At 30.5% G+C, this 24,031-nt stretch carries 22 protein-coding genes; 5 read left to right on the top strand and 17 right to left on the bottom strand.

From position 1 onward, the window contains the following. Nucleotides 1–28: 28 nt before the first annotated feature. A complete protein-coding gene (locus tag ACTT83_RS00415; protein WP_440918286.1) occupies nt 29–2,560 on the top strand; it encodes a TolC family protein in 2,532 nt (843 codons plus the stop codon). Between the two features lies 1 nt (nt 2,561). After that, entirely contained in the window at nt 2,562–2,747 is a 186-nt protein-coding gene (locus ACTT83_RS00410; protein WP_440916133.1) for a hypothetical protein, read from the top strand. 1 nt (nt 2,748) lies between these two features. Here ACTT83_RS00410 and ACTT83_RS00405 read toward each other — a convergent pair whose 3' ends face one another. The 8 genes from ACTT83_RS00405 to ACTT83_RS00370 are packed head-to-tail and all read right to left on the bottom strand — an operon-like array spanning nt 2,749 to nt 10,205. Further along, on the bottom strand, nt 2,749–3,171 hold the full coding sequence (locus tag ACTT83_RS00405; protein WP_440918285.1) for a secondary thiamine-phosphate synthase enzyme YjbQ: 423 nt from the start codon (nt 3,169–3,171) through the stop codon (nt 2,749–2,751). A 1-nt stretch (nt 3,172) separates the two neighbouring features. Further along, nucleotides 3,173–4,225 carry a cell division protein ZapE gene (zapE, locus tag ACTT83_RS00400; protein WP_440918284.1) on the bottom strand — a complete coding sequence of 351 codons (1,053 nt, stop codon included), beginning with the start codon at nt 4,223–4,225 and terminating at the stop codon, nt 3,173–3,175. After that, complete coding sequence (locus ACTT83_RS00395; protein ID WP_440918283.1) at nt 4,225–4,656, bottom strand: hypothetical protein; 432 nt, start codon at nt 4,654–4,656, stop codon at nt 4,225–4,227. Before ACTT83_RS00395 ends, zapE begins: the two co-directional genes overlap by 1 nt. Before the next feature lie 2 nt (nt 4,657–4,658). Continuing rightward, nucleotides 4,659–5,957, bottom strand: coding sequence for an outer membrane protein assembly factor BamB family protein (locus ACTT83_RS00390; protein ID WP_440918282.1), 1,299 nt, complete (start codon nt 5,955–5,957; stop codon nt 4,659–4,661). Next, nucleotides 5,950–6,594, bottom strand: a complete 645-nt coding sequence (locus tag ACTT83_RS00385) for a hypothetical protein (protein ID WP_440918281.1) — start codon at nt 6,592–6,594, stop codon at nt 5,950–5,952. Before ACTT83_RS00385 ends, ACTT83_RS00390 begins: the two co-directional genes overlap by 8 nt. Before the next feature lie 2 nt (nt 6,595–6,596). After that, entirely contained in the window at nt 6,597–9,266 is a 2,670-nt protein-coding gene (gene acnA, locus ACTT83_RS00380; protein ID WP_440918280.1) for an aconitate hydratase AcnA, read from the bottom strand. A gap of 4 nt (nt 9,267–9,270) precedes the next feature. Further along, the gene (locus ACTT83_RS00375; protein ID WP_440916126.1) at nt 9,271–9,861 is read right to left on the bottom strand and encodes a LysE family translocator; all 591 of its coding nucleotides are present in this window, start codon (nt 9,859–9,861) and stop codon (nt 9,271–9,273) included. 2 nt (nt 9,862–9,863) lie between these two features. Next, nucleotides 9,864–10,205 (bottom strand): tRNA-binding protein, encoded by a 342-nt coding sequence (locus tag ACTT83_RS00370; RefSeq protein ID WP_440917182.1) that lies wholly within the window; start codon nt 10,203–10,205, stop codon nt 9,864–9,866. A 29-nt stretch (nt 10,206–10,234) separates the two neighbouring features. Here ACTT83_RS00370 and argE point away from each other — a divergent pair, with 29 nt between their 5' ends. Further along, nucleotides 10,235–11,425, top strand: a complete 1,191-nt coding sequence (argE, locus tag ACTT83_RS00365) for an acetylornithine deacetylase (RefSeq protein WP_440918279.1) — start codon at nt 10,235–10,237, stop codon at nt 11,423–11,425. On the opposite strand, the gene ACTT83_RS00360 is transcribed toward argE, so the two are convergent. Together ACTT83_RS00360 and speB are read right to left on the bottom strand one after the other, a co-directional pair. Further along, nucleotides 11,422–12,855 carry an aldehyde dehydrogenase family protein gene (locus tag ACTT83_RS00360; protein ID WP_440917180.1) on the bottom strand — a complete coding sequence of 478 codons (1,434 nt, stop codon included), beginning with the start codon at nt 12,853–12,855 and terminating at the stop codon, nt 11,422–11,424. The two genes, argE and ACTT83_RS00360, sit on opposite strands and share 4 nt — an antisense overlap. Nucleotides 12,856–12,875: 20 nt before the next feature. After that, complete coding sequence (gene speB, locus ACTT83_RS00355) at nt 12,876–13,835, bottom strand: agmatinase (RefSeq protein WP_440918278.1); 960 nt, start codon at nt 13,833–13,835, stop codon at nt 12,876–12,878. Between the two features lie 53 nt (nt 13,836–13,888). On the opposite strand from speB, the gene ACTT83_RS00350 reads away from it, so the two are divergent. After that, the gene (locus ACTT83_RS00350; RefSeq protein ID WP_440918277.1) at nt 13,889–14,611 is read left to right on the top strand and encodes a putative zinc-binding metallopeptidase; all 723 of its coding nucleotides are present in this window, start codon (nt 13,889–13,891) and stop codon (nt 14,609–14,611) included. Next, nucleotides 14,608–15,255: a peptidylprolyl isomerase gene (locus tag ACTT83_RS00345; protein ID WP_440918276.1), complete on the top strand. Its 648-nt coding sequence runs from the start codon at nt 14,608–14,610 to the stop codon at nt 15,253–15,255. Before ACTT83_RS00350 ends, ACTT83_RS00345 begins: the two co-directional genes overlap by 4 nt. Here ACTT83_RS00345 and ACTT83_RS00340 read toward each other — a convergent pair. The 7 genes from ACTT83_RS00340 to ACTT83_RS00310 form a co-directional block, all read right to left on the bottom strand. Then, complete coding sequence (locus tag ACTT83_RS00340; RefSeq protein WP_440918275.1) at nt 15,244–17,466, bottom strand: 3-hydroxyacyl-CoA dehydrogenase NAD-binding domain-containing protein; 2,223 nt, start codon at nt 17,464–17,466, stop codon at nt 15,244–15,246. The two genes, ACTT83_RS00345 and ACTT83_RS00340, sit on opposite strands and share 12 nt — an antisense overlap. 12 nt (nt 17,467–17,478) lie before the next feature. Beyond that, the gene (locus tag ACTT83_RS00335; protein WP_440916118.1) at nt 17,479–18,333 is read right to left on the bottom strand and encodes an ABC transporter permease; all 855 of its coding nucleotides are present in this window, start codon (nt 18,331–18,333) and stop codon (nt 17,479–17,481) included. A gap of 4 nt (nt 18,334–18,337) precedes the next feature. Next, nucleotides 18,338–19,591, bottom strand: a complete 1,254-nt coding sequence (locus tag ACTT83_RS00330) for an ABC transporter permease subunit (protein WP_440917176.1) — start codon at nt 19,589–19,591, stop codon at nt 18,338–18,340. Nucleotides 19,592–19,661: 70 nt separating this feature from the next. Continuing rightward, a complete protein-coding gene (locus ACTT83_RS00325) occupies nt 19,662–20,789 on the bottom strand; it encodes an extracellular solute-binding protein (RefSeq protein WP_440918274.1) in 1,128 nt (375 codons plus the stop codon). Nucleotides 20,790–20,889: 100 nt separating this feature from the next. Next, a complete protein-coding gene (locus tag ACTT83_RS00320) occupies nt 20,890–21,975 on the bottom strand; it encodes an ABC transporter ATP-binding protein (RefSeq protein ID WP_440918273.1) in 1,086 nt (361 codons plus the stop codon). Between the two features lie 52 nt (nt 21,976–22,027). Next, nucleotides 22,028–23,200, bottom strand: a complete 1,173-nt coding sequence (locus ACTT83_RS00315; RefSeq protein WP_440918272.1) for a M24 family metallopeptidase — start codon at nt 23,198–23,200, stop codon at nt 22,028–22,030. After that, a complete protein-coding gene (locus ACTT83_RS00310; RefSeq protein ID WP_440918271.1) occupies nt 23,197–23,946 on the bottom strand; it encodes a maleate cis-trans isomerase family protein in 750 nt (249 codons plus the stop codon). The genes ACTT83_RS00315 and ACTT83_RS00310 overlap by 4 nt, the downstream gene beginning before the upstream one ends. Nucleotides 23,947–24,031: the final 85 nt, after the last annotated feature.

Below are 24,031 nucleotides of genomic sequence, written 5' to 3'. Positions count from 1 at the left end.
TAAAGTATATATTATTAACAATTCTAAAATGTTAAATAAAACACTAATTTCGTTACTCGCCTTTTTAATCATATTATCATCATGTGCGCGTACACCAAAAGAAATTAGTTTAAACGACTCTCAAGAAAGAGTTGATCAAGATATTTTAAAAATTGAACAAATCAAAAAACAAAATCAAACTTGGGAAGAAAATATTAAAATTGATCTTTATACAGCCATAGCCCTCGCTATTAAAAATAACAGAGAATTAAAAATTAAACAATTAGAAACAGGGATCGCTTATAGACAATTAGATAAAGTTGAATTTGAAATGTTGCCAGCAATAGCTGCCAATGCTGGTTATTCAGGTAGCGAAAGATACAACGCAAGTGCGAGTGCAACCGTGCCGAATACTGATTTAGCAGGAGCCATTGGAACTTCTTTTTCAACTTCAAGAGAAAGAGATGTTAATAGTCAAGACATTGGTTTTACCTGGAATGCTTTAGACTTTGGTTTATCATTTATAAGGGCGGGTCAAGAAGCCAATCGATATTTGATCACTGAAGAAATGGAAAGAAAGGCTGAACATAATATTGTAAGAGATGTGATTAAAGCATATTGGAATACAATTTCAGCGGATAAATTAATCAAAAAATACGATCCTTTATTAGTTGAAGTTGATAAAGCTTTAAATGACTCACAAAAAATTGAAGAATTATTATTAACAAAACCGATGGATGCACTATTATATCAAAAAGAATTATTAGATATTCAACGAGCTCTTCAATCTCAAAAAGAAATATTTATTGATGCAAGAATTCAACTTGCAGGGTTAATGGGGCTATTGCCAAATCAAAAATTTACAATAGTTCCAACAGATGATCCTCTTACTATTTTAAACATGGATTTAGATGGAATGGAAAAATATGCTTTAATTAATAGGCCCGAACTTAGAAAGAGTCATTATGATGAAAAAATATCTATTCAAGAAACAAAAGCAAGTATGTCTGCTTTATTACCAGGTTTAAATTTTAATGCAGCTTGGACACATTCATCTAATGATCATTTAATGAATAAAACAAATCTTGAATATGGATCTGTTATGGGTGCCAATTTGTTAAATGTGTTTATGTATCCAAAGGTAAAAAGAATTAATGAAACTAATACAGAAGTAATTAGAGAAAAAAGATTAGCTTTATCCATGGCAGTATTATCACAAGTTCATCTAGCAAATATTGATTATTCTTTAGCTCTTGAGGAGTACGATACTGCAGAGAGATATTATCAAGTTTCAAAAAAAATCACAGAACAAATTAAGAATGCTCAAAAAATTGCAAGATTTGGAAATTTAGAACTCATAAGAGAGCAGGCAAGTTTATTGGTAGCAGAACTAAGGTATGATATCGCTTATTCTAAGTTGCAACACGCAATTGGAAAAATTTATACCTCAGTTGGTCTTGATATTACAAGAGAAAATGTAAAAAATATAAATTTCAAAGATTATGCGTCTATCATCAAAAATAATTTTAAAAATTCTGGTAAAAGATATTATGCTAAAATAAGAAAACCCATTAAAAATCAAAATCCTATTGTTAAAAAAAATAGTGAAGGTAGAACGAGCCAGTTTTCGTTTTCTGAAAAAACTTTTGATTTAGAAGGTGAAGGTAGAACGATATATGATGCTTTATTAAGTAATAACAAACCGTTGCCAAGCTGGATCACATTTTTACCTTCACAAAAAACATTTTTAGTAAATAATTTAGACAAAGATAATACAGAGGAACTAGAGATAAAAGTCATTGCCAAAAACATAAATACTAGAATTGAAGATAAGTTTACTTTAATGGTTGATCCTGAACTAAGGGCTACCAGGTTAGAAAACGAGAAAAAGCTTAAAGAACAAAGAAAATTGGCTAAAAAAAGAAAACAAGAAGAGATTGAAAGACTTAAAGCTGAAAAAATCTTAGAGGAGAAAAAAGCAAAAGAGGAAGCAGCTTTATTAGCAAGACAAGAAGCGGAAGAAACTCTTAAACAAGAAAAAGAAAAAATATTATTAGAAAAAAAACAAGAAGAAGAATTATTAGCTAAGCAGAGAGCTGAGGAACAAAAGATCATAGAGCAACAAAAAGCAGACGAATTGCTAGCTGAACAAAAAAAATTGGCAGAAGAACAAAAAAGAAAAGAATTATTAGCTAAACAAAAAGCAGAAGAATTAAGAATTGAACAAACAGAAAAAATGAAAGAACTTTTAATGGCTCAAAGAAAACAAATATATTTGCAACTTCCAGAAAATGCTACACAGGTTCAATTTGTAAATACTAATACAAATAAGAGTAATTTGAGTGAGAATTTAATTAATGAATTAAAAAATATAGAAACTAAAATAAACGATGTGATGCTTAATTTAGATTTAGATAAGAGATTAGATCTAACAAAAAAAATCGTCCAAGACATTTTTAAGTCAAGTACTACTACAAAGGAAATAGATCCAAAATATGAAACTTTAAATCTACAAATAGTTAATCAAAGAAAATTGCTTGAAGAATTGTTGGAGTATTCAAATAAATATACAAATTATTAAAATGCCAAAATCAAATACCAAAGCTTTAAGTTTTAAAAGAACACTTAATCTTAATTCTAGTTCAAATCAAATCAATGGAAATATATTTATTAAAAGAAAAACTATAACTTTAAAAAATCCAAAATCTATTAAAGTCAAAGTTGGAAAAAAAATTACTGGAAAAATTTCTTTAAAAAAAGATAAATAATTTAGATCTCACCGATAAAGTGATGAATTATTGTTCTTTGTTGAGGATTTAATCTATGCTCAAATAAATATATACCTTGCCAAGTACCTAGTAGTAGTTCTTTATTTTTAACACTTAATGAAATTTGATTATTAGTTAGAGCAGACTTAATGTGTGCTGGCATATCATCTTTTCCTTCAGTGGTATGAATATATAACTTGTTATCCATTGGAGCTAATTTATCAAAATAATTGATTAAATCAGTCTGCACATCTGGGTCAGCATTTTCTTGAACAATAATGGAGGCACTCGTATGCTGAATACTTAAATTTAAAATTCCATTTTTAAAGTTATTTTTTTCAATCCAATTTAATGTTTGATTGGTAAATTCATACAATTGTTGACCATTGGTATTTATTTTGAGATTATAAAATTCTTGTTTCATATTAATAATTTTTTGATGTTAACTCAAATAAACGACTAATTGTACGTTTAAATGGTTTTTCTAAAGACCTAGAACTCGACAAATTTTCTAAACTTTGTTCAGCCGTTACCGCTATTGCTCTATCTTTATCATAAATTACATCAATGAGGGTTATGAACCTTTGTTGTTGATTTGAGTTGATATCATTAAATTTCGGTACATTTTCAATTATTATAAATTCAGAGCTTTCAGCAATTTTTAAATAATCTTCACCTCCTAGGTTTTGATTGCACAGTTCATCAAAATGAAACTTTGAAATCCCCTCATAAAAATTTTTTATTTCAAAATTCCTACCTTTAATATTCAAAACTTTAGATGATAATTTTTTATTTTTGGTAATTATTCTAGAAAACTTATTTATCTTAAAATTAGTTTCTTGGTTCAAAGGATAAAAATATCTTTGTTTTTCGTTTTCTTTGCTTTTTCTATAATCATCATCAATGATCAATTCATGTTCTATTGATTTTTCCTGCATTATTTGAATAAAGGGTTTAAATTGGTCTCTTTGTAGCCCATCTTTATAAAGTTCTGATATTTTTGTATTTGAAGTCACAATAACCTTTATATTTTGATTAAATATTTCCTGAAATAGTTTGCCTAATATCATAGCATCGACAATGTTGGTAACTTGAAATTCATCAAAAAAAATGAGTGAAAATTTAGATTTTAAATCTTTAACAAATACGGCAATTATATTTTCATCATTTTTATCTTTATGATCATGAACAAAATCATGAAAGTTTAGCATAAATTCATTAAAGTGAAGACGTTGTTTTTTTTGATTAATTAGATTGAAAAAAAAATCTAAAATCATAGTTTTCCCAACACCCACACCACCATAAAGATAAAAACCTTTTTTTGAGGATTGTTTGGAAAAAAAATTCAACAAAACACTCTTAAAATTTTCTTTGTAATAATTGTCTAATTGTTGAACTAATTTAATTTGATTTGGATTTAACTCGAGATTTTGAGTATTACAATGAGTTTTAAATTTTTCCTCAAGATTGAAAGGCATTAATTTTTTTTACTTTTAAAATCAATTCCGTATTCAGATCTTGGTCCTTTCCTTAGTCCAAAAGGACCAGATATAAATAATGTTAAAGGCTTCGTTCCAGGTTTTAAGTCTACTCTATGTAAATTATTTGCAGATCTAAATCCTATATAACCAGGCGGTCGCCAGAATTTTCCCGTGCTTAATGTCTCCCAATATCCTCCTCTAAGTATAATGGTGATATATGGAAATGTATGATTATGAACTCCTTCACCATGATCATCCGCTAACATTTCATGAATTAGAATATTAAACGGAAACCATTTTGGTCTATTTCTAAAGATAAGATAATATCTATTCATCCATGGTTTAGCCTCATGATATTTAGGATGTGAGGGACCCCTATCTAAAATAACTTTTTTTCTTCCTATTTTTTCTAAAAATTTTAAAAACATAACTAATTATATTGGGTTATTGAGCCATTTTTAACAATAAATAAATTTTCATTGTATATTAAAGGTTTTGATATTGAATCTCGACCAACTTTTTCAATTTTTAAAATATTTCCAGCGCTTAAACTTAAAACAATTAAATTTCCATCAGAATTTGTAAGATAAAGATTATTTCCACCTATAGTAAATCCTGTTGGTTTGATTCTTTTTCTTTTTTTTAAATTAAAATTTTTATAAATATCATTAATTCTAATAATATTTCCTTCATTCTTTTGAATTGTAAAAAGATAGCCATTTTCAGACACAGTAAAAATGAAATTGCCAATTATAATTGGTGTAAGAACAGAACTAATTTCACTCATCCAATTCGTGGTCCCTGATTTTAAATCCACAGAGTAAAATTGATTTTTATTATTAGAAAAATAAATTGAGTTTCCATCACTAACTAGTTTTGAGAAATTAAAAGCATAGATTTCATTCATAATACTGCTTGTTTGTGTTGGTAGCTGCCATTGAATTAAACCAGATGAAATATCAACTGCAGTTATATCGCCAAGAGAATTATTATATATCACTAAATTATCTTTTATTAACATTGAGAATTTTGAATTAGAAACAGTAAAAGAATCTTCAGTTTTTACATTCCAGCACTCTCTACCATCCTTTATATAAAAACATCTTAAAATATTTTTAAAATCAACTACAAAAAATTTGTCCTTAAAAATTTTGATTTCTGAATTAAATGGATATTCACTTTTTTTTGACCAAATTAAATTTCCAGTTTTTAGATTAATACTTGAAATTTTTGCAATACTATCTGCAACTAACAAGTTTTTTCCTGTCATTGCAAATGATAAAATGGGATTAATTTTCTTTTCTGCTTTTGAATAAAAGTTATTTTTCCAAACAACCTTTTTATTATCATCAAACTTAACAATAGTTCCTTTCTTTTCAAAGACTATTACGCCATTATTCAAAATCAGTGGCTCAAAATTAAATTGATTTAAATTTTCTAGTTTTGAAAATTTATAATGATTAATTTTATTGATCTGGCCATTATATTTTGATGAACCAAAATTATTAAGTGGATCAAAAATTTTATTATTTTGCTTAATTTTTGATAGGTCTAATTTTAATAAAGGATTAAATTCTGTTGAAATTATCTCTTTTTCGGCAAGAATTTTTTTAGATACCTTGCTTTCATTTTCAATTTTTTCTTTTTTATTCCATATTTTTGAATTTTCATTCAAAGAGCAATTCGATAAAAAAATTGAAAATATTAATATTACAAATACTTTATTCACTCAAATCTCTGTTAAGTCTTTTTTGTGTTTCTTTGAGTATATCCAAATTAGCGTTTTCTAAAGTAATTATTTGAGTGAAAAATTCTTTGGATTTTTGCATTTCACCCTTAGAGTAAAAATATTCTGCTATCAAATATAAAGCATGAGACTTCCAAACACTTTTAGAATTAATTATTGGATTTAAAATTTCTAAAATTTGGCTTTCGTTGATTGTATCGGCATTATAAAGAGCTTTTTTATAAATGATAAGATACTTAATTTCACTATCCAATGAAGTTTTATTAATCAATATATCAAACAAGCTATTGATTTTATTTTTATCACTCACTAGCTCATTATCTATTAAGTAATATAAAGCCAGTGGAGAATAAGTTGGATCTTTATTTTCTACTATCTCTTGCATCGTTGATACTATCCCAGAGTTCTCTCCATTCTTATGTTTAATGATTGAACTATTATATTTATCTGAAATTTTAATTTTATTTTTATCTTGATAGATTTGATATGAATAAAAACCGAGCAGAATTAATATCAAAAAGATTAAACAAGATATGAGTAGTTTTTTATTTTTTGTAAAAAAATCTTTTATTCTCTGATTTCTGGTATTGCTATTAATGATTGCTATATCTTCATCCATAATTAAATCATATTTCGAAGAACGTATTGTAATATGCCTCCATTTTTATAATACTCTAGCTCATTTTTAGTATCTATTCTACAAAGTGCTTGGATCGTTTTAATCTCACCCGAAGCATACTTAATTTCTACTTTAACTTTATCTGAGGGATTAATTCCATTTTCAAGATTGATTATACTTATCAATTCTGAGCCAATTAATTTTAAGTTTTTCCTATCAATATTATCAATAAATTGTAATGGTAAAATACCCATTCCAATTAAGTTAGATCTATGAATTCTCTCAAAACTTTCAGCAATTACAGTCTTTACTCCTAAAAGTTTGGTTCCTTTCGCTGCCCAATCTCTTGACGAGCCAGTTCCGTATTCTTTTCCACCTATAACAACTAAATCTGTTCCTCTTTTTTTGTATTCAACAACTGCATCATAAATTGGCATGACTTTTTTTTCTGGGTAAAGCGTTGTAAATCCACCTTCTGTACCAGGTGCCATCTCATTTCTAATTCTGATATTAGCAAATGTTCCTCTCATCATTACTTCGTGATTTCCTCTTCTGGCACCATAAGAATTATAATCTTTAGGTAAAATTTGATGTTTCATAAAATATTCTCCTGTAGGGCTTTCTTTTTGAATGTTACCTGCGGGAGAGATATGATCTGTTGTTACCATATCCCCTAAAATTAATAATGGACGAGCATCATGAATTTTTTTAAAACCCTCTGGTTGATCTGGAAGGTTTTCAAAAAAAGGCGGTTTTTTTACATATGTAGAATTTTCTTCCCACTTATAAATACTACTTTTTTCTGTTTTAATTTGTTGCCATTGTTTTGGTCCCTCAGAAACATTTGAATACCTTTTTACAAACATTTCTGGATTTAAAGATGATTTTAACACATCTTCAATTTCTTTATTAGATGGCCAAATATCCTTCATAAAAATATCTTTGCCATCTTTATCTTTGCCGAAACTATCTTTATACAAATCAAAATTCATATGACCGGCAAGAGCATAAGCAACAACTAATGGGGGTGAAGCAAGATAATTTGCTTTTATATGTGGAGAAATCCTACCCTCAAAATTTCTATTACCAGACAATACTGAAACCGCATAAATATTTTCTTTTTGAATAGAGTGAACAATCTCATCTGCTAATGGACCTGAATTTCCAATACATGTAGTGCAACCATAACCCACCAAATGAAAACCAAGTTTATCTAAATAAGTATTTAATCCTGCTTTCTCCAAATAATCTGTAACAACTTGTGAGCCCGGTGCTAATGAAGTTTTAACCCAAGGTTTTACCTCCAATCCTAACTCTACTGCTTTCTTGGCTAAAAGCCCTGCTCCGATTAAAACATTTGGATTAGAAGTGTTTGTGCAAGATGTAATTGCTGCAATTAAAATAGATCCATCTTTAATTGAATATTCTTTATCTTTAACTTCTGAAACTGAAAAATCTTTTTTACCAGTTACTTCAGAAAAACTTTTCTTAAAACTAGTTGAGGCATCAGTTAATAAAACTTTATCTTGTGGTCTTTTTGGTCCTGAAATAGTAGGAACAATAGTTGTCATATCTAAAGTTAAAGTGTCAGTAAAATCAATATCTTTACTAGACCACAAACCCTGAGCTTTAGCATATTCCTCAACTATTTTTACTGTCATTTCATCTCTACCAGAAAATTTTAAATACTTTAAGGTTTCTTCATCTATTGGAAAGAATCCACAAGTTGCTCCATACTCTGGAGCCATATTTGCAATTGTTGCACGATCCGCTAAAGTTAAATTCTTCAAACCATCACCATAAAATTCTACAAACTTTCCAACTACACCTTTGTCTCTTAACATTTTAACAACTGTTAAAACTAAGTCTGTTGCAGTGGTACCTTCTGGCATTTTGTTTTTTACTTCAAAACCTATTACTTCAGGAATAAGCATTGAAATAGGCTGACCTAACATACCCGCTTCAGCTTCAATACCACCCACTCCCCATCCTAAAACTGAAAGTCCATTAACCATGGTAGTATGACTATCGGTTCCTACTAATGTGTCTGGAAAAAGATAATTTTGTCCTTCAAACTCCTCACTCCATACTACTTTGGATAAGTATTCTAAATTTACCTGATGACAAATTCCAGTTCCAGGAGGAACTATTCTAAAGTTATTGAACGCTTGCTGACCCCATTTTAAAAAAGAATATCTTTCTCCATTCCTATTAAATTCAATTTCAACATTTTTATCAAATGAGTCTGCTTTCGCAGACTGATCAACTTGGACTGAATGATCAATAACAAGATCTACTGCAGAAAGTGGATTAATTGTATTAGGATCTTTATTTTTTTTTTTCACAGCTTCTCTCATGGCTGCCAAATCAGCTACTGCAGGAATTCCAGTGTAATCTTGTAGTAATACTCTTGCGGGTCGATAAGCAATTTCTGTTTTTGATTTTTTTGTTTTTAGCCAATTTTTAATTGCCTCAATTTGATTTTTTGTAACCGATATATCATCCTCATATCTTAACAAATTTTCTAACAAAACTTTTAGGGATTTTGGTAATTTAGAAATACCCTCCAAACCATTTTCTTCTGCTTTCTTTAATGAATAAAATTTAAATTTTTTATTATTTATTTCTATATCAGAAAGAGTTTTATAAGAGTTAATTTTACCTGGTTTCATATTTTTATATATAAAATGTAATTATGCTTAATAAAAGAAGCCCTGACATAACATAATTAAAGTACTTAATAAATTTATCATTTGTCGCAAATTTCCTTAAAAATTTACCAACAAACGTCCACAAAGTAATACTTGTGACAGAAAATAGAAAAGCAAGAGCAACTATTTGAGTCGCATAACTTATATAATTAACACCTAACTCAACATAAGTAGAGACAACAATAATTGCAACAGTGACACCTTTGGGATTTAAATATTGAAATAAAAAGGTTTCAATAAATTTTACAGGGTTTTCCTTTTGGGTTTCATTTGAAGAGGTTGAAAACGCAATCTTATAGGCCAGATATATTAAAAATAAAGTCCCAAGATATCTAATGACTATTTGAATGATGGGAAATAATTTAAAAACATTAATTAAACCTATCGATAAAAACAAAACTAATGAGGTGAATCCTAAAGTCACACCAAGAATATGAGGGATTGTTTTTTTTATCCCAAAATTAAATCCAGAGTAAGATGCGACTACATTATTTGGACCCGGCGTATAAGCTGTGACAAACCAAAATAAAGAAATTGATAATATTTCAGGATGCATACTTAGGCTATTGGAAGACCATTTTCTGATTGTTGAGATGGATGAACGAGAATCACTTTGCCTTCTTTATCTATTGAGCCTAAAATCAAAACTTGAGACACCACTCCAGCAATATTTTTTTCAGGAAAATTACAAACTCCGATTACTTGTTTGCCTTTTAAATTTTCCTCATTGTAATAATGAGTAATTTGCGCTGAAGATTGTTTAATTCCTATCTCTTTTCCAAAATCTACCTCAACTACTAAAGATGGTTTTCTTGCTTTCTCATTTTTTTTTACAGAAATTACTGTCCCTACTCGTATGTCAACTTTATCAAATATATCATATGTTATTTGTTCTTTCATAAATTCAGTATATATATTAGTTATTATTCATGAGTACAGAAATTAATATTGAAAAATTATATGAAAATTGCATCAAAATTTTGACTGATTTAATCGGTTTCAAAACAATTTCTGGAGATGATAATAGTAATTTAATTAATTATTGTGAAGAGTACCTTCAAAAATTAGGTGCAACTTCATTTAAAACTTTTGATGAAGAAAAAAAACGAGTCAATCTTTTTGCAACATTCAAGGCGAAAAAAACAAACGGTATAAAACCAATTATTTTATCTGGTCACACTGATACTGTTCCAGTTTCAAAAAGTTGGAGCACTGATCCTTTTAAAGCCACAATCAAAGATGATAAACTTTATGGCAGAGGTGCATGTGATATGAAAGGTTTTATTGCATGTGTTTTAGCTTATGCGCCAATTTATTCAAAAGTGGAATTAAACAGAGATATCCATTTTTCATTCACATTTGATGAAGAAACTGCTTGTCTTGGAGCACCCATATTAATTGAGGAGTTAAAAAAAAGAAAAATTCAAGACGGCATATGCATAATTGGGGAACCAACTAAAATGAAAATTATAGATGCTCACAAAGGTTGTTATGAATATACAACTTATTTTGAAGGTTTAGCTGGTCATAGTTCAATGCCACATAAAGGTGTTAGTGCTGTTGAGTTTGCTTCACGTTACGCAAACAAACTCATTGAATTAAGACAGGACTTAAAAAAAAGAGCTCCTAAAGATTCGATATTTGATCCACCCTTTTCAACTTTGCAAGTAGGAGGAATATTTGGTGGCATAGCACACAATGTGATAGCTGATAAATGTTATATTGAATGGGAGACTAGACCGGTAGTGAAAGAAGATGGAATTTTTTTAAATCAAGAAATAGACAAGTATGCTTATGAAATTTTATTACCAGAAATGAGGAAAGTATTTCCAAATTCAAAAATAACAAAAAAAATAATTGGTGAAGTAACTGGATTTGATCGTGTTAAAAACTCAGAAGCATGTGAGTTGGTTTCAAGTTTAACTGGGGACAATTCACGAGAAGTTGTTTCTTTTGGCACTGAGGCTGGGTTGTTTCAGGAAATTGGGATGAGCACTGTTGTCTGTGGTCCTGGTTCTATCGAGCAGGCTCACAAAGTTGATGAATTTATTGAATTAAATGAAATTAAAAAATGTTTAAAATTTTTAGATGGTCTTAAAAAAAAATCTTCTTTAAATTAATTCCAGCCACCAACAGCTTTCACTTCTAAAAATTCCTCAAGACCATGTTCACCAGCTTCTCTACCAATTCCAGAATGTTTAAAACCTCCAAATGGTGCATCTACAGCAATGCCAGCTCCATTTACGTCTACCATTCCTGATCTCAACTTTCTTGCAACTCTTTTAACTTTTTCTTTGTCTTGCGTTTGAATGTAATTAGTCAATCCATAAGGAGTATCATTAGCAATCTTAATTGCTTCTTCTTCATTTTCAAAAGGCATTACTGATAACACTGGACCAAAAATTTCTGTTCTTGCAACTTCCATATCATTTTTTACATCAACAAAAACTGTTGGTTTGACAAAGTATCCTTTTTCAAATCCTTCCGGTTTACCAGCGCCTCCTGCAACTAATTTTGCACCCTCATCTATACCCTTTTTAATTAAAGTTTGAATTTTGTTGTATTGGGTTTCAGAAATAACAGGACCAATATGCTCTCCTTCCTTCTTTGGATCACCAACCTCAAAATTTTCAGTATATTTTTTTAATCTTTCTACAGCTTCATTATACATTGATTTTTCAACAAGCATTCTAGTTGGAGCATTACACGACTGACCAGAATTCCTGAAACATCTTAAAGCTCCTCTTTCAATAGCATCAGGATCAGCATCTTTAAAAATTATATTTGCTCCCTTTCCACCTAATTCTAGACTTACTCTTTTAAAATCTTTAGCTGCATTTTGAGAAATTAATGCTCCAGCTCGAGTAGAGCCTGTAAATGAAATCATGTTGACGTCAGGATGACTTGTTAGAGCATTACCAGTAGTTTCGCCATCTCCATTTACTAAATTAAATACTCCTGCAGGAAATTTTGTTTCATCAATTAACTCTGCTAGAATCATTGATGATAAAGGAGCAAGTTCAGATGGTTTTAAAATCATAGTACAACCAGAGGCTAAAGCTGGTGCAACTTTAAGACAAACTTGATTCATTGGCCAATTCCAAGGTGTAATCAAAGCACACACTCCTTTTGGCTCATAAATTAATCTTTGATTAGGAGCATGTTCACCAAGAGGTTTTTCAAATTCAAAATTTTTTAAATATCTAATAAATGATTTTAGATGTGCTGCACCTGTACCAGCTTGTAGTTTTGTTGCAAAGTCTTTGGGAGCTCCCATTTCTGTAGTAATAGCTGCAGCAATATCTGCCCATCTTTTCTTATAATTTTCGTACAATTTTTCTAATAATCTTATTCTTTCCTCTTTAGGGGAAAATGCCCAAGTGCTATAAGCTTTTTTTGCTGAACTAACTGCATAATCAATATCTTCTTTATTACCTAAAGAAATAACCGCACAATTTTCCTCTGTAGCAGGATTAATTACTTTTATTTCTTGATTACTTTTCGGGACAACCCATTTTCCATCAATGTAAAAATTTTTTTTATTTTCCATACCACACTCCTAACCTTTCCTTATTTTTTTGCAAACAAATTAGTAAGTTCATAAACAATTGTTGCTGCAGCTAAAGATGTTACCTCCGCATGATCATATGCTGGGGATACTTCAACTACATCTGCTGAGATTAAATTCATTCCTGACAAACCACGAATTACATTAACCATTTCTCTTGAAGTCATTCCTGCAATTTCTGGTGTACCTGTTCCTGGGGCAAAAGCTGGGTCTAAAACATCTATATCGATTGATAAGTATAATGGATTATCGCCAACTCTTTTTTTAATTCTTTCAGCTATTTTATTAGTTCCCTCTGTTTGAAATTCATCACAATGAATTATTTTAAATCCAAAACTTTCATCATTTTTAATATCATCTCTACTATACAAAGGTCCTCTAATACCTACATGCATAGAGGCATCATCTAAAAATAAATTCTCTTCTCTTGCACGTCTAAATGGAGTTCCGTGCGTATAAGGTGCCCCAAAATAAGTATCCCATGTGTCTAAATGAGCATCAAAATGAACTAAAGCAACTGGGCCTTTATTAATTTTGTTAACTGCTTTTAATAAAGGAAATGCAATTGTATGGTCACCCCCTAAACTAATTATGCCTCCAGTTTTTTTCAGTAAATCTGTAGCACCTTCTTCAATTTGTTTGATCGCTTCATCAATATTAAAAGGATTACACGTAATATCTCCAGCATCAGCAACTTGTTGTACTTTAAATGGTTCTACATCATAACTTGGATGATAATTTGTTCTTAAGTGTCTTGAAGCTTGTCTAATGCTTTGAGGACCAAACCTTGCCCCTGGTCTATAACTTGTGCCCGCATCAAAAGGAATACCAACTATTGCAACATCACAATATTCAACATCTCTCAATTCTGGTAATCGTGCAAAAGTCGAGGGTCCAGCAAATCGTGGTACTTTGGTTCCACTTACTGGTTGGATTGGTTCCTTGGTACTTTTTTTTTTCATCATAAAACTCTATCACATTCTCACAATTTGGAATATCTTCAATAATACTTATTATGAAATTATTTAAGTTCATTTTATTATATTTATTTTTAATTTCTTCTGTGCAGGCAGATACGATTTATCAATTGATTAAGATCCCAAATCTTGAAATTTATAATATTAAAACTTCCAATAGTCTTAGATATCTTTACGCTAAACAACCCTTTACGATTGGGGTAGATAACAATATTAATTGTTTTAAATCATCAAAACAAGATTTAGATCAAAAGTACGAAATTATAGAAAGAAATTTAAAAAGATATTCTCGAAGTTTTTTAAAAAAAATAAATTTAAAATATATTGTTCTTTGTGAAGATTTATCAATTTCAGGAATTAATACTGCTGGAATACCTGACAATGTAATGAAAACTCTTATTATTGATATTAAATTTAATAATAAATATTTTGAAAGAGTATTACATCATGAAGTCTTTCATATAATCAATGATAGTTTTAAGGAAATTTTTAATGAAAAAACTTGGTCAAGTTTCAATTCAGATAGCTTTAATTATGCAAAATGTTCTACTTGCACAAAAAAAATAGGTCTTGATACTTATTCTAAAACTTATGGTTTTATTACTGAATATTCAAAATCAACCGCTTCTGAAGATATGGCAGAAGTTTTTTCTCATTTAATGCATGGGAATTTGCCAAAACAAATTGATCCTATTCTTCAAAAAAAGATAGATTTTATCAAATCAGGGTTGCTTAAAATTGATCAAAATTTCGATTTATGATTAAAAAAATTAAAGCTTCAAGGTCAGAAAAGATAATATTTTTTTTCTTAATATCTCTAGCTATTTTTTCTCTAAGTTCTTTTTTTTTAATAAAGAATAAATGCTTATTTGTTAAGAATTATAATCCAGAAAAACTTTCTTTTGATAAGCCAAATAATATCGCAATTTTAAATGTTGAATGTGGAAATGTAATAATTGAATTATATCCAAATATTTCTCCAAATTCAGTTGAAAGATTTAAAACATTGGTGAAATCTAAGGCTTACAACGATGTTGCATTTCATAGAGTGATTAAAGACAGCCTTGTACAGGCAGGTGATTTGGAATTTGGTAAAAAAGGAAATATTGATTATGGAAAAATCGGAACAGGACAATCAGGATTAGGAACCATAAACTCAGAAGTAGATGTCCCATTTAACTATGAAAGAGGAAGTGTAGGTCTTGCAAGAACACAAAAATATAATACTGAAGATAGTCAATTTTTCATCACACTCAAAGATGAGCCATTATATGAGAGTGAATATACACCGATTGGGAAAGTGATTTATGGGATAGAAGCACTAGAAAAAATAAAATATCAAAATAAATCTGAGTATGTTCTAAGACCTGACTTTATAAATTCTATTAAGATGTTAGTTGACTAAAGGTTTACCAGTAGCCAAGGTGTGTTTAATCCTGTCTTGAGTATTTTGAGTTTCAATTAATCTCATAAAAGCATCTAACTCTAATTTAAATAAATCATCTTCTGTCAACACTTTATCCATAGTCGTGTCTCCACCACTTAAGACGAAAGCTAATTCTTTTGCAACCTCTACCCCATGATCTAAAATTATTTTATCATTATAGAGTTTTTCTAAAATTTTATGCATTTTTCCAATAACTGCTTTACCAGGTAAGTTAAACTTAAGTTCGTTAGGTGCTTTAAAATCTTTGTTTTCATCTAAGATTTTTTTTGAAACTTCTAATAAACTATTTCTATTCATAATTTTTTTATTTTCAGGCAGTAAGTATTTCAATGGCTCAGCTTCAACAGGTGATGTTGCTGTTTTTCCATAGCCAATGATATCAAAAACTTTTAATGGTGCATAATTTGGATCTTTTTTTGCCTGTTCTGTATCTAACCATCTAGCTAACATTTCTTTACAACCTCCACCAGCTGGAATTAGACCTACGATAGTTTCTACTAGGCCAATTACAATATTTGTATGAGAGGCAACAAAATTACTTTGTACTAAAACTTCAAATCCACCTCCTAAAGTAAGTCCTGATGGTGCAGATATGACTGGGTGTTTAGAATACTTAAGATGTTTACATGTTTCTTGGAAATATTTAATAAATTTCTCAATTGATTTAAAATCATTTTTGTCAGCGAATTCCATTGTATAAGTTAAATTTACCCCAGCAGAAAATTGCATGCTTTCATTAATTATAATCAAAGGCTTGTCGGTTGCTTTCTTTAATGCATCCATTGAGTCGTAATCTAATGCATTAGCTTTGGTGGTAAATTCAACTATATTATAATCATTGTATCTATAAATAGATGCTGAACTATTTCCATCAATACTCGTTGCTGTTTTCTTAACCTTACCCAGAGTTTCTATTGATGTATATTTTTGCCTTTCACCATAAAAATTTTCATTTTTTGTTTTACTTAAATTTTCTAAAAAATTATTGCCCTTAAAATTTTCAACTTTTTCGAAAAAGTTCTTAACACCTATTTCCTCTAGCATTTCAAAGGGTCCTTTAGCCCAGTTAAACCCTAATCTCATAGCCTCATCAATATCATTAAATTCTTTTGTTATTTCAGGAACTAATGATGAAGCATATTTAATAATCTTTTCTAATACTGACCAAGCATATTCTCCATATTTATCATTCCTATTAATTAGACCTTTAAGGTCAACTTTGTCAGATTTTATGTCAATTTTTTTGCTTAGAGAATAATCTCCAGTTTGTAGATCGATAGCTTCCATTACTTTGCCACTATCAGTTTTCTTCATTCTGTAGAAACCACCTTTACCTTTTCTACCTGTATATCCAGTTTCAATTAATTTTTTTACTAAAGGAATTTCTTTTGCAACCTCATGAAATTCATCTGTTTCAGGTAACTCTTTGATAAAACTTTTCAAAACATCAGCCATAAGATCAATGCCAATTAAATCATAAAGCCCAAAAACACCTGTTTTTGGAATACCCATTGGCCTGCCAAATATTGCATCCGCTTCCTCTACAGAAAGTTTCATTTTAAATGCTTCAGTCATTGCTATTTGCATAGCGTAAACACCAACTCTGTTACCTAAAAAACCTGGAGTGTCGTTACAAACAATGGCTCCTTTTCCAAGCTCAAGTTCACAAAATTCTTTTAATTGATTTATTTTATTTAGGTCATTGTCTTCATTTTTAACAATTTCCAAAAGACCCATATATCTGACAGGATTAAAAAAATGAGTTATACAAAAATCTTTTTTTTGTTCTTTATTTAAATTTTGAGATAAAACTTTAATAGGTATTGAAGAAGTGTTGGAGGAAACAATCGCGCCATCTTTTCTACTTTTAAAAATTTTTTCATAAATTTGATGTTTGATATCAATTCTCTCCACAACTGCCTCAACAACCCAATCAGCTTGTTCAACTACTGAGAAGTCATCTTCAATATTACCAACTTTAATATTTTTAATTTTAGATTTATCAATTAATAAAGGTGGTCTAGATTTGTGAATTCTTTCTCTGGCATTTTCACTTATTTCAGTTTTTAAATCTAAAAGAGTTACAGGTATATTGGCATTACACAAATGAGCTGCTATTCCACTGCCCATTGTTCCAGACCCTATCACTACTACATTCTTTATCTTCATGAAATTATTTTTCTAACGATTAATACCTCTGAGTCTTTCAGATCTTCTTCGTAAAAGCTCAGCAGTCACTAATATTAATGTTGATAATATAATTAGACAAGTCGCAACAGCTAATATTGTTGGACTTAATTGCTCTCGTAAACCGGTCCACATTTGAATTGGGATCGTCGTATTTTCTAATCCTGCCAAAAATAAAACTACTACAACTTCATCAAACGAAGTTACAAATGCAAATAACCCACCTGAAATTACTCCAGGTAAAATTAATGGTAAGGTAATTTTCATAAAAGTATTTACTGGATCACTTCCCAAGCTTGCAGCTGCTCTTGTTACACTATGATCAAACCCCGACAAAGTAGCGGTGACTGTTATTACAACAAAAGGTGTTCCTAATATAATATGAGCTAATACTATTCCTGTATGAGTTGCTGCTAAACCCGCTTTTGCCATAAAGAAAAATATTGCAACACCAGAAATAATTAATGGAACAATCATTGGTGAAATTAACACTGCCATTATTAATCCTTTATAAGGCATATGTCTGCTGCTCAATCCTAAAGCCGCAACTGTCCCAAGTATTACTGATCCTATTGTTGCAAAAATTGCAATGATAAAACTATTCTTAGCTGCTAATCCCCATGGATTTTTTGTTCCATAAATCATATCCTTATACCATCTTAAAGAAAACGCATCAGGATCTAGACGTTTCATTCCATCAGAAAAACTCAAAAATTCTTCTGCATTAAATGATAATGGAAAAATTACAAATAAAGGTGCAATTAAAAAAAAGAAAACAGCACCACAAATTGTAAGATAAATATAATGCCAAATTCTATAATGTGGTTCAGTATATTTTGGTAAAGCCATTTGATTATCCTAATTTAATATTATCAATTCCAACTAGTTTGTTATAAAGCCAATAAATTACCAGTACTCCACTCAACAACATTAATCCCATGGCTGATGCAAAGCTCCAATCAAGAGTGCTTTTCATGTGGAAAGCAATTTGGTTACTTATTAAAGTCCCAGATGCTCCACCAACTAAGGCTGGGGTGATGTAATAACCTATCGCTAAAATAAATACTAATAAACAGCCTGCACCTATTCCTGGGATTGTTAATGGGAAATAAACTTTCCAAAATGCTACAAAAGGCGTTCCGCCTAACGATTTTCCAGCTCTCATTAAGCTAGGTGAGATAGTTTTCATTACACTGTATAGCGGAAGCACCATAAATGGCAGCAATATTTGTGTCATAGCAACGTAACTTCCTGTTTTGTTATACATCATCTCAGGTCTATTATCGTCAGCTACTAATCCTATTCCAACAAAGAAATCATTTACAATACCTTGTTGTTGTAACAAAATCATCCAGCTGGCAGTTCTTACAAGTAATGAAGTCCAAAACGGAAGCAGCACACAGATCATTAATAAGTTACTATATTTCATTGGCAGAGTAGCTAACAAATGGGCTATTGGATAAGCCATCAAAAAACAAAAGACAGTCACAAAGAATGCAATCTCCAGAGTTCTTAACCATAATACTCTGTGAATTCTCCTATCTTCTTCAACGCTTACTATTTTCCCTTCCTCATTTACATACATATCCATTCCTTTTAAATATTTTTGACCTGTAAATTCAGGGGCTCTTCTTTGGATTGCTCTCCAGTACTCAACATCAGCCCATCTTTTGTGTACTGCCATTATTTGTTCTTTATAGTTTCCCTCTTCAAATTTTTTAGATGCTCTTCTTAATTTTTTAATAATACTTTTAAATCCATTTTTAGTGTAATTTAATTGAGTAGATAGTTTACCTTCTCGTTTATCTTCAACTAGTTTTATAAAGTCCTCATGAAATGCTGCAAAAACTTCCTCATCTGGCAACTCTTGACCATCCCAGTTTTCCATTGCTTTAAATGTTTTGGGTAACATTTGTGTTACCATTTTATCATCAACACTTCTGAACAACATGTCACCTATTGGAAAAACATAAGTGATAATTAAAAAAAATAATAAAGGAGCAACTAGCAAGAAAGCTTTGATCTTATTCTTTTTTTCCGCTTTTTTTAGACTAACCTCTAAGGGTATTCCGTCTGTAGTTAAGATTTGTTTTGTTTCTGAGCTCATAAATAAAAAGGGCGGTTATAAATAACCGCCCTTAAATTATAATATATAATTTAGTTCTTTAAAACTTAAATTATAGACCAGCTTTCATAGCTTCCCATTTTTCACCAAGCTCTGTTCCGTTATCAGCCCAGAAAATTGGATCTACTAGGAAGTAGTTTTTAGTGTTAGCCGGTGCAGTTGGCATTTGTGGTACCATGTTAGTCTTACCATCTTTATACCAAGGCTCACCTTTTTCCATAATACCAATTGAAGATTTTCTCCAAGGGGCATATGCGATGTATTTAGCACTTCCTGCTAACATTTCAGAACTAGTCATCATAGCTAAAGCTTTTTTAGCCATACCATTAGCATCGTTTGGTCCACCTTTAACTTGTACGAAATATTCGTAGTCAAGACCTTGGCCGTCCCAAACTTGTTTGATTGGTGCACCTTCTCCAATTTCTGCATTGAAGAATCTACCATTCCAACCAGTAGCCATTACTACTTCACCTGATACTAACAGTTCTGGTGGTTGAGCACCTGCAGACCAAAATACACATCCACCTTTTGGATCTGTACATAATTCTTTGATCTTGTTCATTGCTCTTTCAACACCTTTTTCTGTTTCTAAAGCTTTGTAGATTTTTGCTCCGCCTTTACCTGGCTTGATACCATCTGCAGCTAAAGCGATCTCTAAATTAGTTAAAGCGCTTTTGTAGATAGCTCTTTTTCCAGGGAATTTCTTTGTGTTAAAGAAATCTTTGATAGTCTTTGGAGTACCTTTAACGTTTTCAGTGTTATAAGCGTAGTTCCAAGAATATAAAATATTTCCTACAGCACATTTACTTGGCATTGCAGTAAAGAAATCTTTACTTGCAGGAGTTCCATCTGGAGCTGGTGGGAAGTCTTTGTCAAAATCAAATTCAACAAATAATCCTTCATCACATCCAGTAATAGTATCCATTGCAAACACGTCCATTATATCCCACGTGATTTTACCAGCTTCTTTTTGTGCTTTAATCTCAGATAATCCACCAGAATAGTCAACCCAGGCAATATTTATGCCAAGTTTTTTAGCTGTAGGATCACCATAACCTAACTTTTGAGACTCAGTATAAGCCCCACCCCATGACACTGCAGTTACTGTTGTTGCAAATGCTGAAGTAGTTAGTGAAAGTACAAAAGAAATAGCTAGTAATACTTTACTTAGTTTTTTCATTTTTCCTCCGTTTAAACGTTTTTTATAAAAATCAATTACAACAAGATCGATAATAAGAGTCAACAGCCCATTTTAGTTAATTTAGCAATATATTGGTGGTCTAAGAAGGATCTAACGCTCTAGCATCTTCACTGTTCCAACCTATCTTGATATCTTTGCCAAGCTTGATATCCAAATTGGCTGAACTATTAGGAACCTTTAAGATAAATTGATTGTTGCCTAAAAGATTTATTCTAACTCTTGTATGATCTCCGTGATATATTACTTCTTCGATCTTTCCAGAATGTATATTGTCCATTTGATCACTTGGATTAATTAATGCTCTTTCAGGTCTTAAAGAAATCTTAGTTTTCTCACCTTTACCTTTTACAGAAATAGGATTTGCAAGTATATCTGTGTTAGCTATTTTAACCTTACACTTACCACCTGAAATATCTGAAACCTCACCCACAAAAGTATTATTTTCTCCAATAAATTCAGCAACAAAAGAATTTACAGGTTTTTCATAAAGCTCATCCGGACTTGAAAGCTGCTGAACTTTTCCATCATTAAAAACAGCAATACGATTTGACATGGTTAATGCTTCACTTTGATCATGGGTTACGTAAACAACAGTTACACCAATGTTTTCATGTATATGTTTAATTTCATATTGCATACTCTCTCTTAAATTTTTATCTAAAGCTCCCAGAGGTTCGTCCATTAAAACTAGTTGGGGGTCAAATACTAATGATCTTGCCACAGCCACCCTTTGCTGTTGACCACCTGATAATTGCCCTGGCATCCTTGATGCAAAACCTTGAAGTGAAACCATTGATAATGCCTTATCAATTTTTTTATCTGCCTCATCTTTTGGAATTTTTCTAACTCTTAATGGAAAGGCAAGGTTCTCATAAACTGTCATATGAGGAAATAGCGCATAATTCTGGAACACCATTCCAATACCTCTTTTATGTGGAGGTATACTTGAGATAGCCTTACCATCCAAATATATTTCACCATTTGTCGGTGTTTCAAATCCTGCCAGCATCATTAAGCAAGTTGTCTTTCCAGAACCTGAGGGTCCTAACATAGTTACAAACTCACCTTCTTCAATATCTAATTGAAGATCCTTAACAACTAAAACTTTACCGTCATAGCTTTTATCTACTTTATCGAATTTGACGAAATCTTTTTTAAGAGCCATAATTTTAATCAACTTTTAAACATTTGTAAGAATAAATTTCAACCTTTAATAACTAGCTTTTAACGTGAAGTTCTTTAGACATATTACAAAATAATTCTGCTCCTTGATCTGTAACTCTAATTGCTTCTGATGCTTCAACACCCCATTCACCAAATTGCATAACTGCTATCATGTGAAAACAAATATTAGGCTCCAAAATTGTCATATCGCCTTTATAAATATTTAAAGTATGTTCTCCCCAATCTGGTGGATAGCCAATTCCAATTGAATAACCTGTCCTAGATTTTTTTTCTATTCCATATTTATCTAATATTTTCCAAAATGCTTGGGCAACGTGATCTACAGTATTTCCAGGTTTCGTTGCATCAATTCCTGCTTGAAGTGCCTCAATTGTTTTCTTCATCGTATCAATTTTAAGTTGATCAGGTTTTCCAAGTAAAATGGTTCTGGCCATCGGCGCATGATAACGTTTATACACTCCAGAAAGTTCAATAATTGTAGCCTCACCATCAATAAATTTATCTTGTGTTGCTGTTAAATGTGAAGCAGATGTTCCTTTTCCGGTAGGAAGTAATGTTGCAATACTTGCATATTCTCCACCAAATTCAGGTGTTCCATAAAACAAAGCTTTTTGAATTTCACCAACAGCATCACATTGTCTAACCCCAGGACTTATCACTTCGTAAGCTTTTTTCATCCCCACTTCCGAAATTTTTGCGGCAGATTTCATAAAATTTATTTCAGTATTTGATTTTACCAAACGAGCCCAATTAACTAATCTTTCAGAGTCTTTGATATTTGCATCTGGTAAACCATCTCTAATTTTCTGATAACAGAATGCCGTAAAATAATGAGCATCCATCTCTAAACCAATAGAAAGCTTATCCCATTTTTTATTCTTTATTATCTCTACTAAATAATCATAAGGATGTTTAGGCCAAGTGTGAATGTAGTGTTCATCATATACGATTATATTCTCCTTCTTTAAATATGTCTTAAGATAAGCTCCCCCTGCATCTTGATCTCTAACAAAACATAAAGGTTCATCAGCATTGACATGAACTATTGTACATTGAGCATAATAAAAAGACCAAGCATCATAACCTGTTAAGTAATTTATATTATTTGTATCGTGAGAAATTAATAATTCGATGCCTTTATCTTGCATCATTTTTTGAACTTTTTTTAATCTATTGCTATATTCTTCTTTTGTAAAAAGACTCATTGATCTAAATTAAATAATTTTCCAAAGCCTTGAATATCTTTATTCATTCCAATACTTTCTAATGTATCCCAAATTAATGATTGATTGCTTGTAATGACAGGCTTACCTAATTTTTTCTCTAATTTTTCGATTATATTTAAAACTGGTAAAGCTGTACATGAAATAAATAGGGCATCAGCATTTTTGATTTCAATTTGTGATAAAGTTTTAAATAAAAAATTTTGATCTACTTTTCCGATGTCGTAGTCGGCTGCAATATCTAGATAAGTATTTGCAACGATGTCAAAACCTTGACTTGAAAAATAATCTATAACCTCATCATTTAATTTTTTACTATAAGGAGTAAATATTGCTATTTTTTTAATATTTAACTTTTTTAATGCTTTAATAGCTGCGGTACTGGGCGTTGTAATTTTTGCTTTTGGTTTCGCTTCTTTGACTTTTCTTTCTATAGTATCATGTCCAACAGCTATAGTTCCAGAAGTACATCCATATACGACACAATCTATGTTTTCATCTGGTAAAATATTTTTTGTAACATCCGTAACTTTTTCAGACATTTTAATTAAATTTTCTTTTGATAAAGGATTGTAACATTCAATTCTATTTACAAAAAAATCTATATTTCTATCTTTGATTATTTTGATAAAATCTTTTTCAATTATAAAATCTGTGGCTAAGGCAATTAATCCTATTCTAGGATTATAATTTTTTATAAATTGTGGTTGAATTTTATTAGACTTCATTAAAATCGTTTAAAATCTTTAATAATCAGTCTAGTTGAAATAAACACATTATAAAATAAGATAATTTGGCGGTTGAAAATCTATA

The sequence above is a fragment of the Candidatus Pelagibacter sp. genome (assembly GCF_052049775.1).
Lineage (GTDB): Bacteria > Pseudomonadota > Alphaproteobacteria > Pelagibacterales > Pelagibacteraceae > Pelagibacter.
Note: the sequence above shows the minus strand (reverse complement) of the source record. Positions and strands in the feature narration are given on the sequence as shown.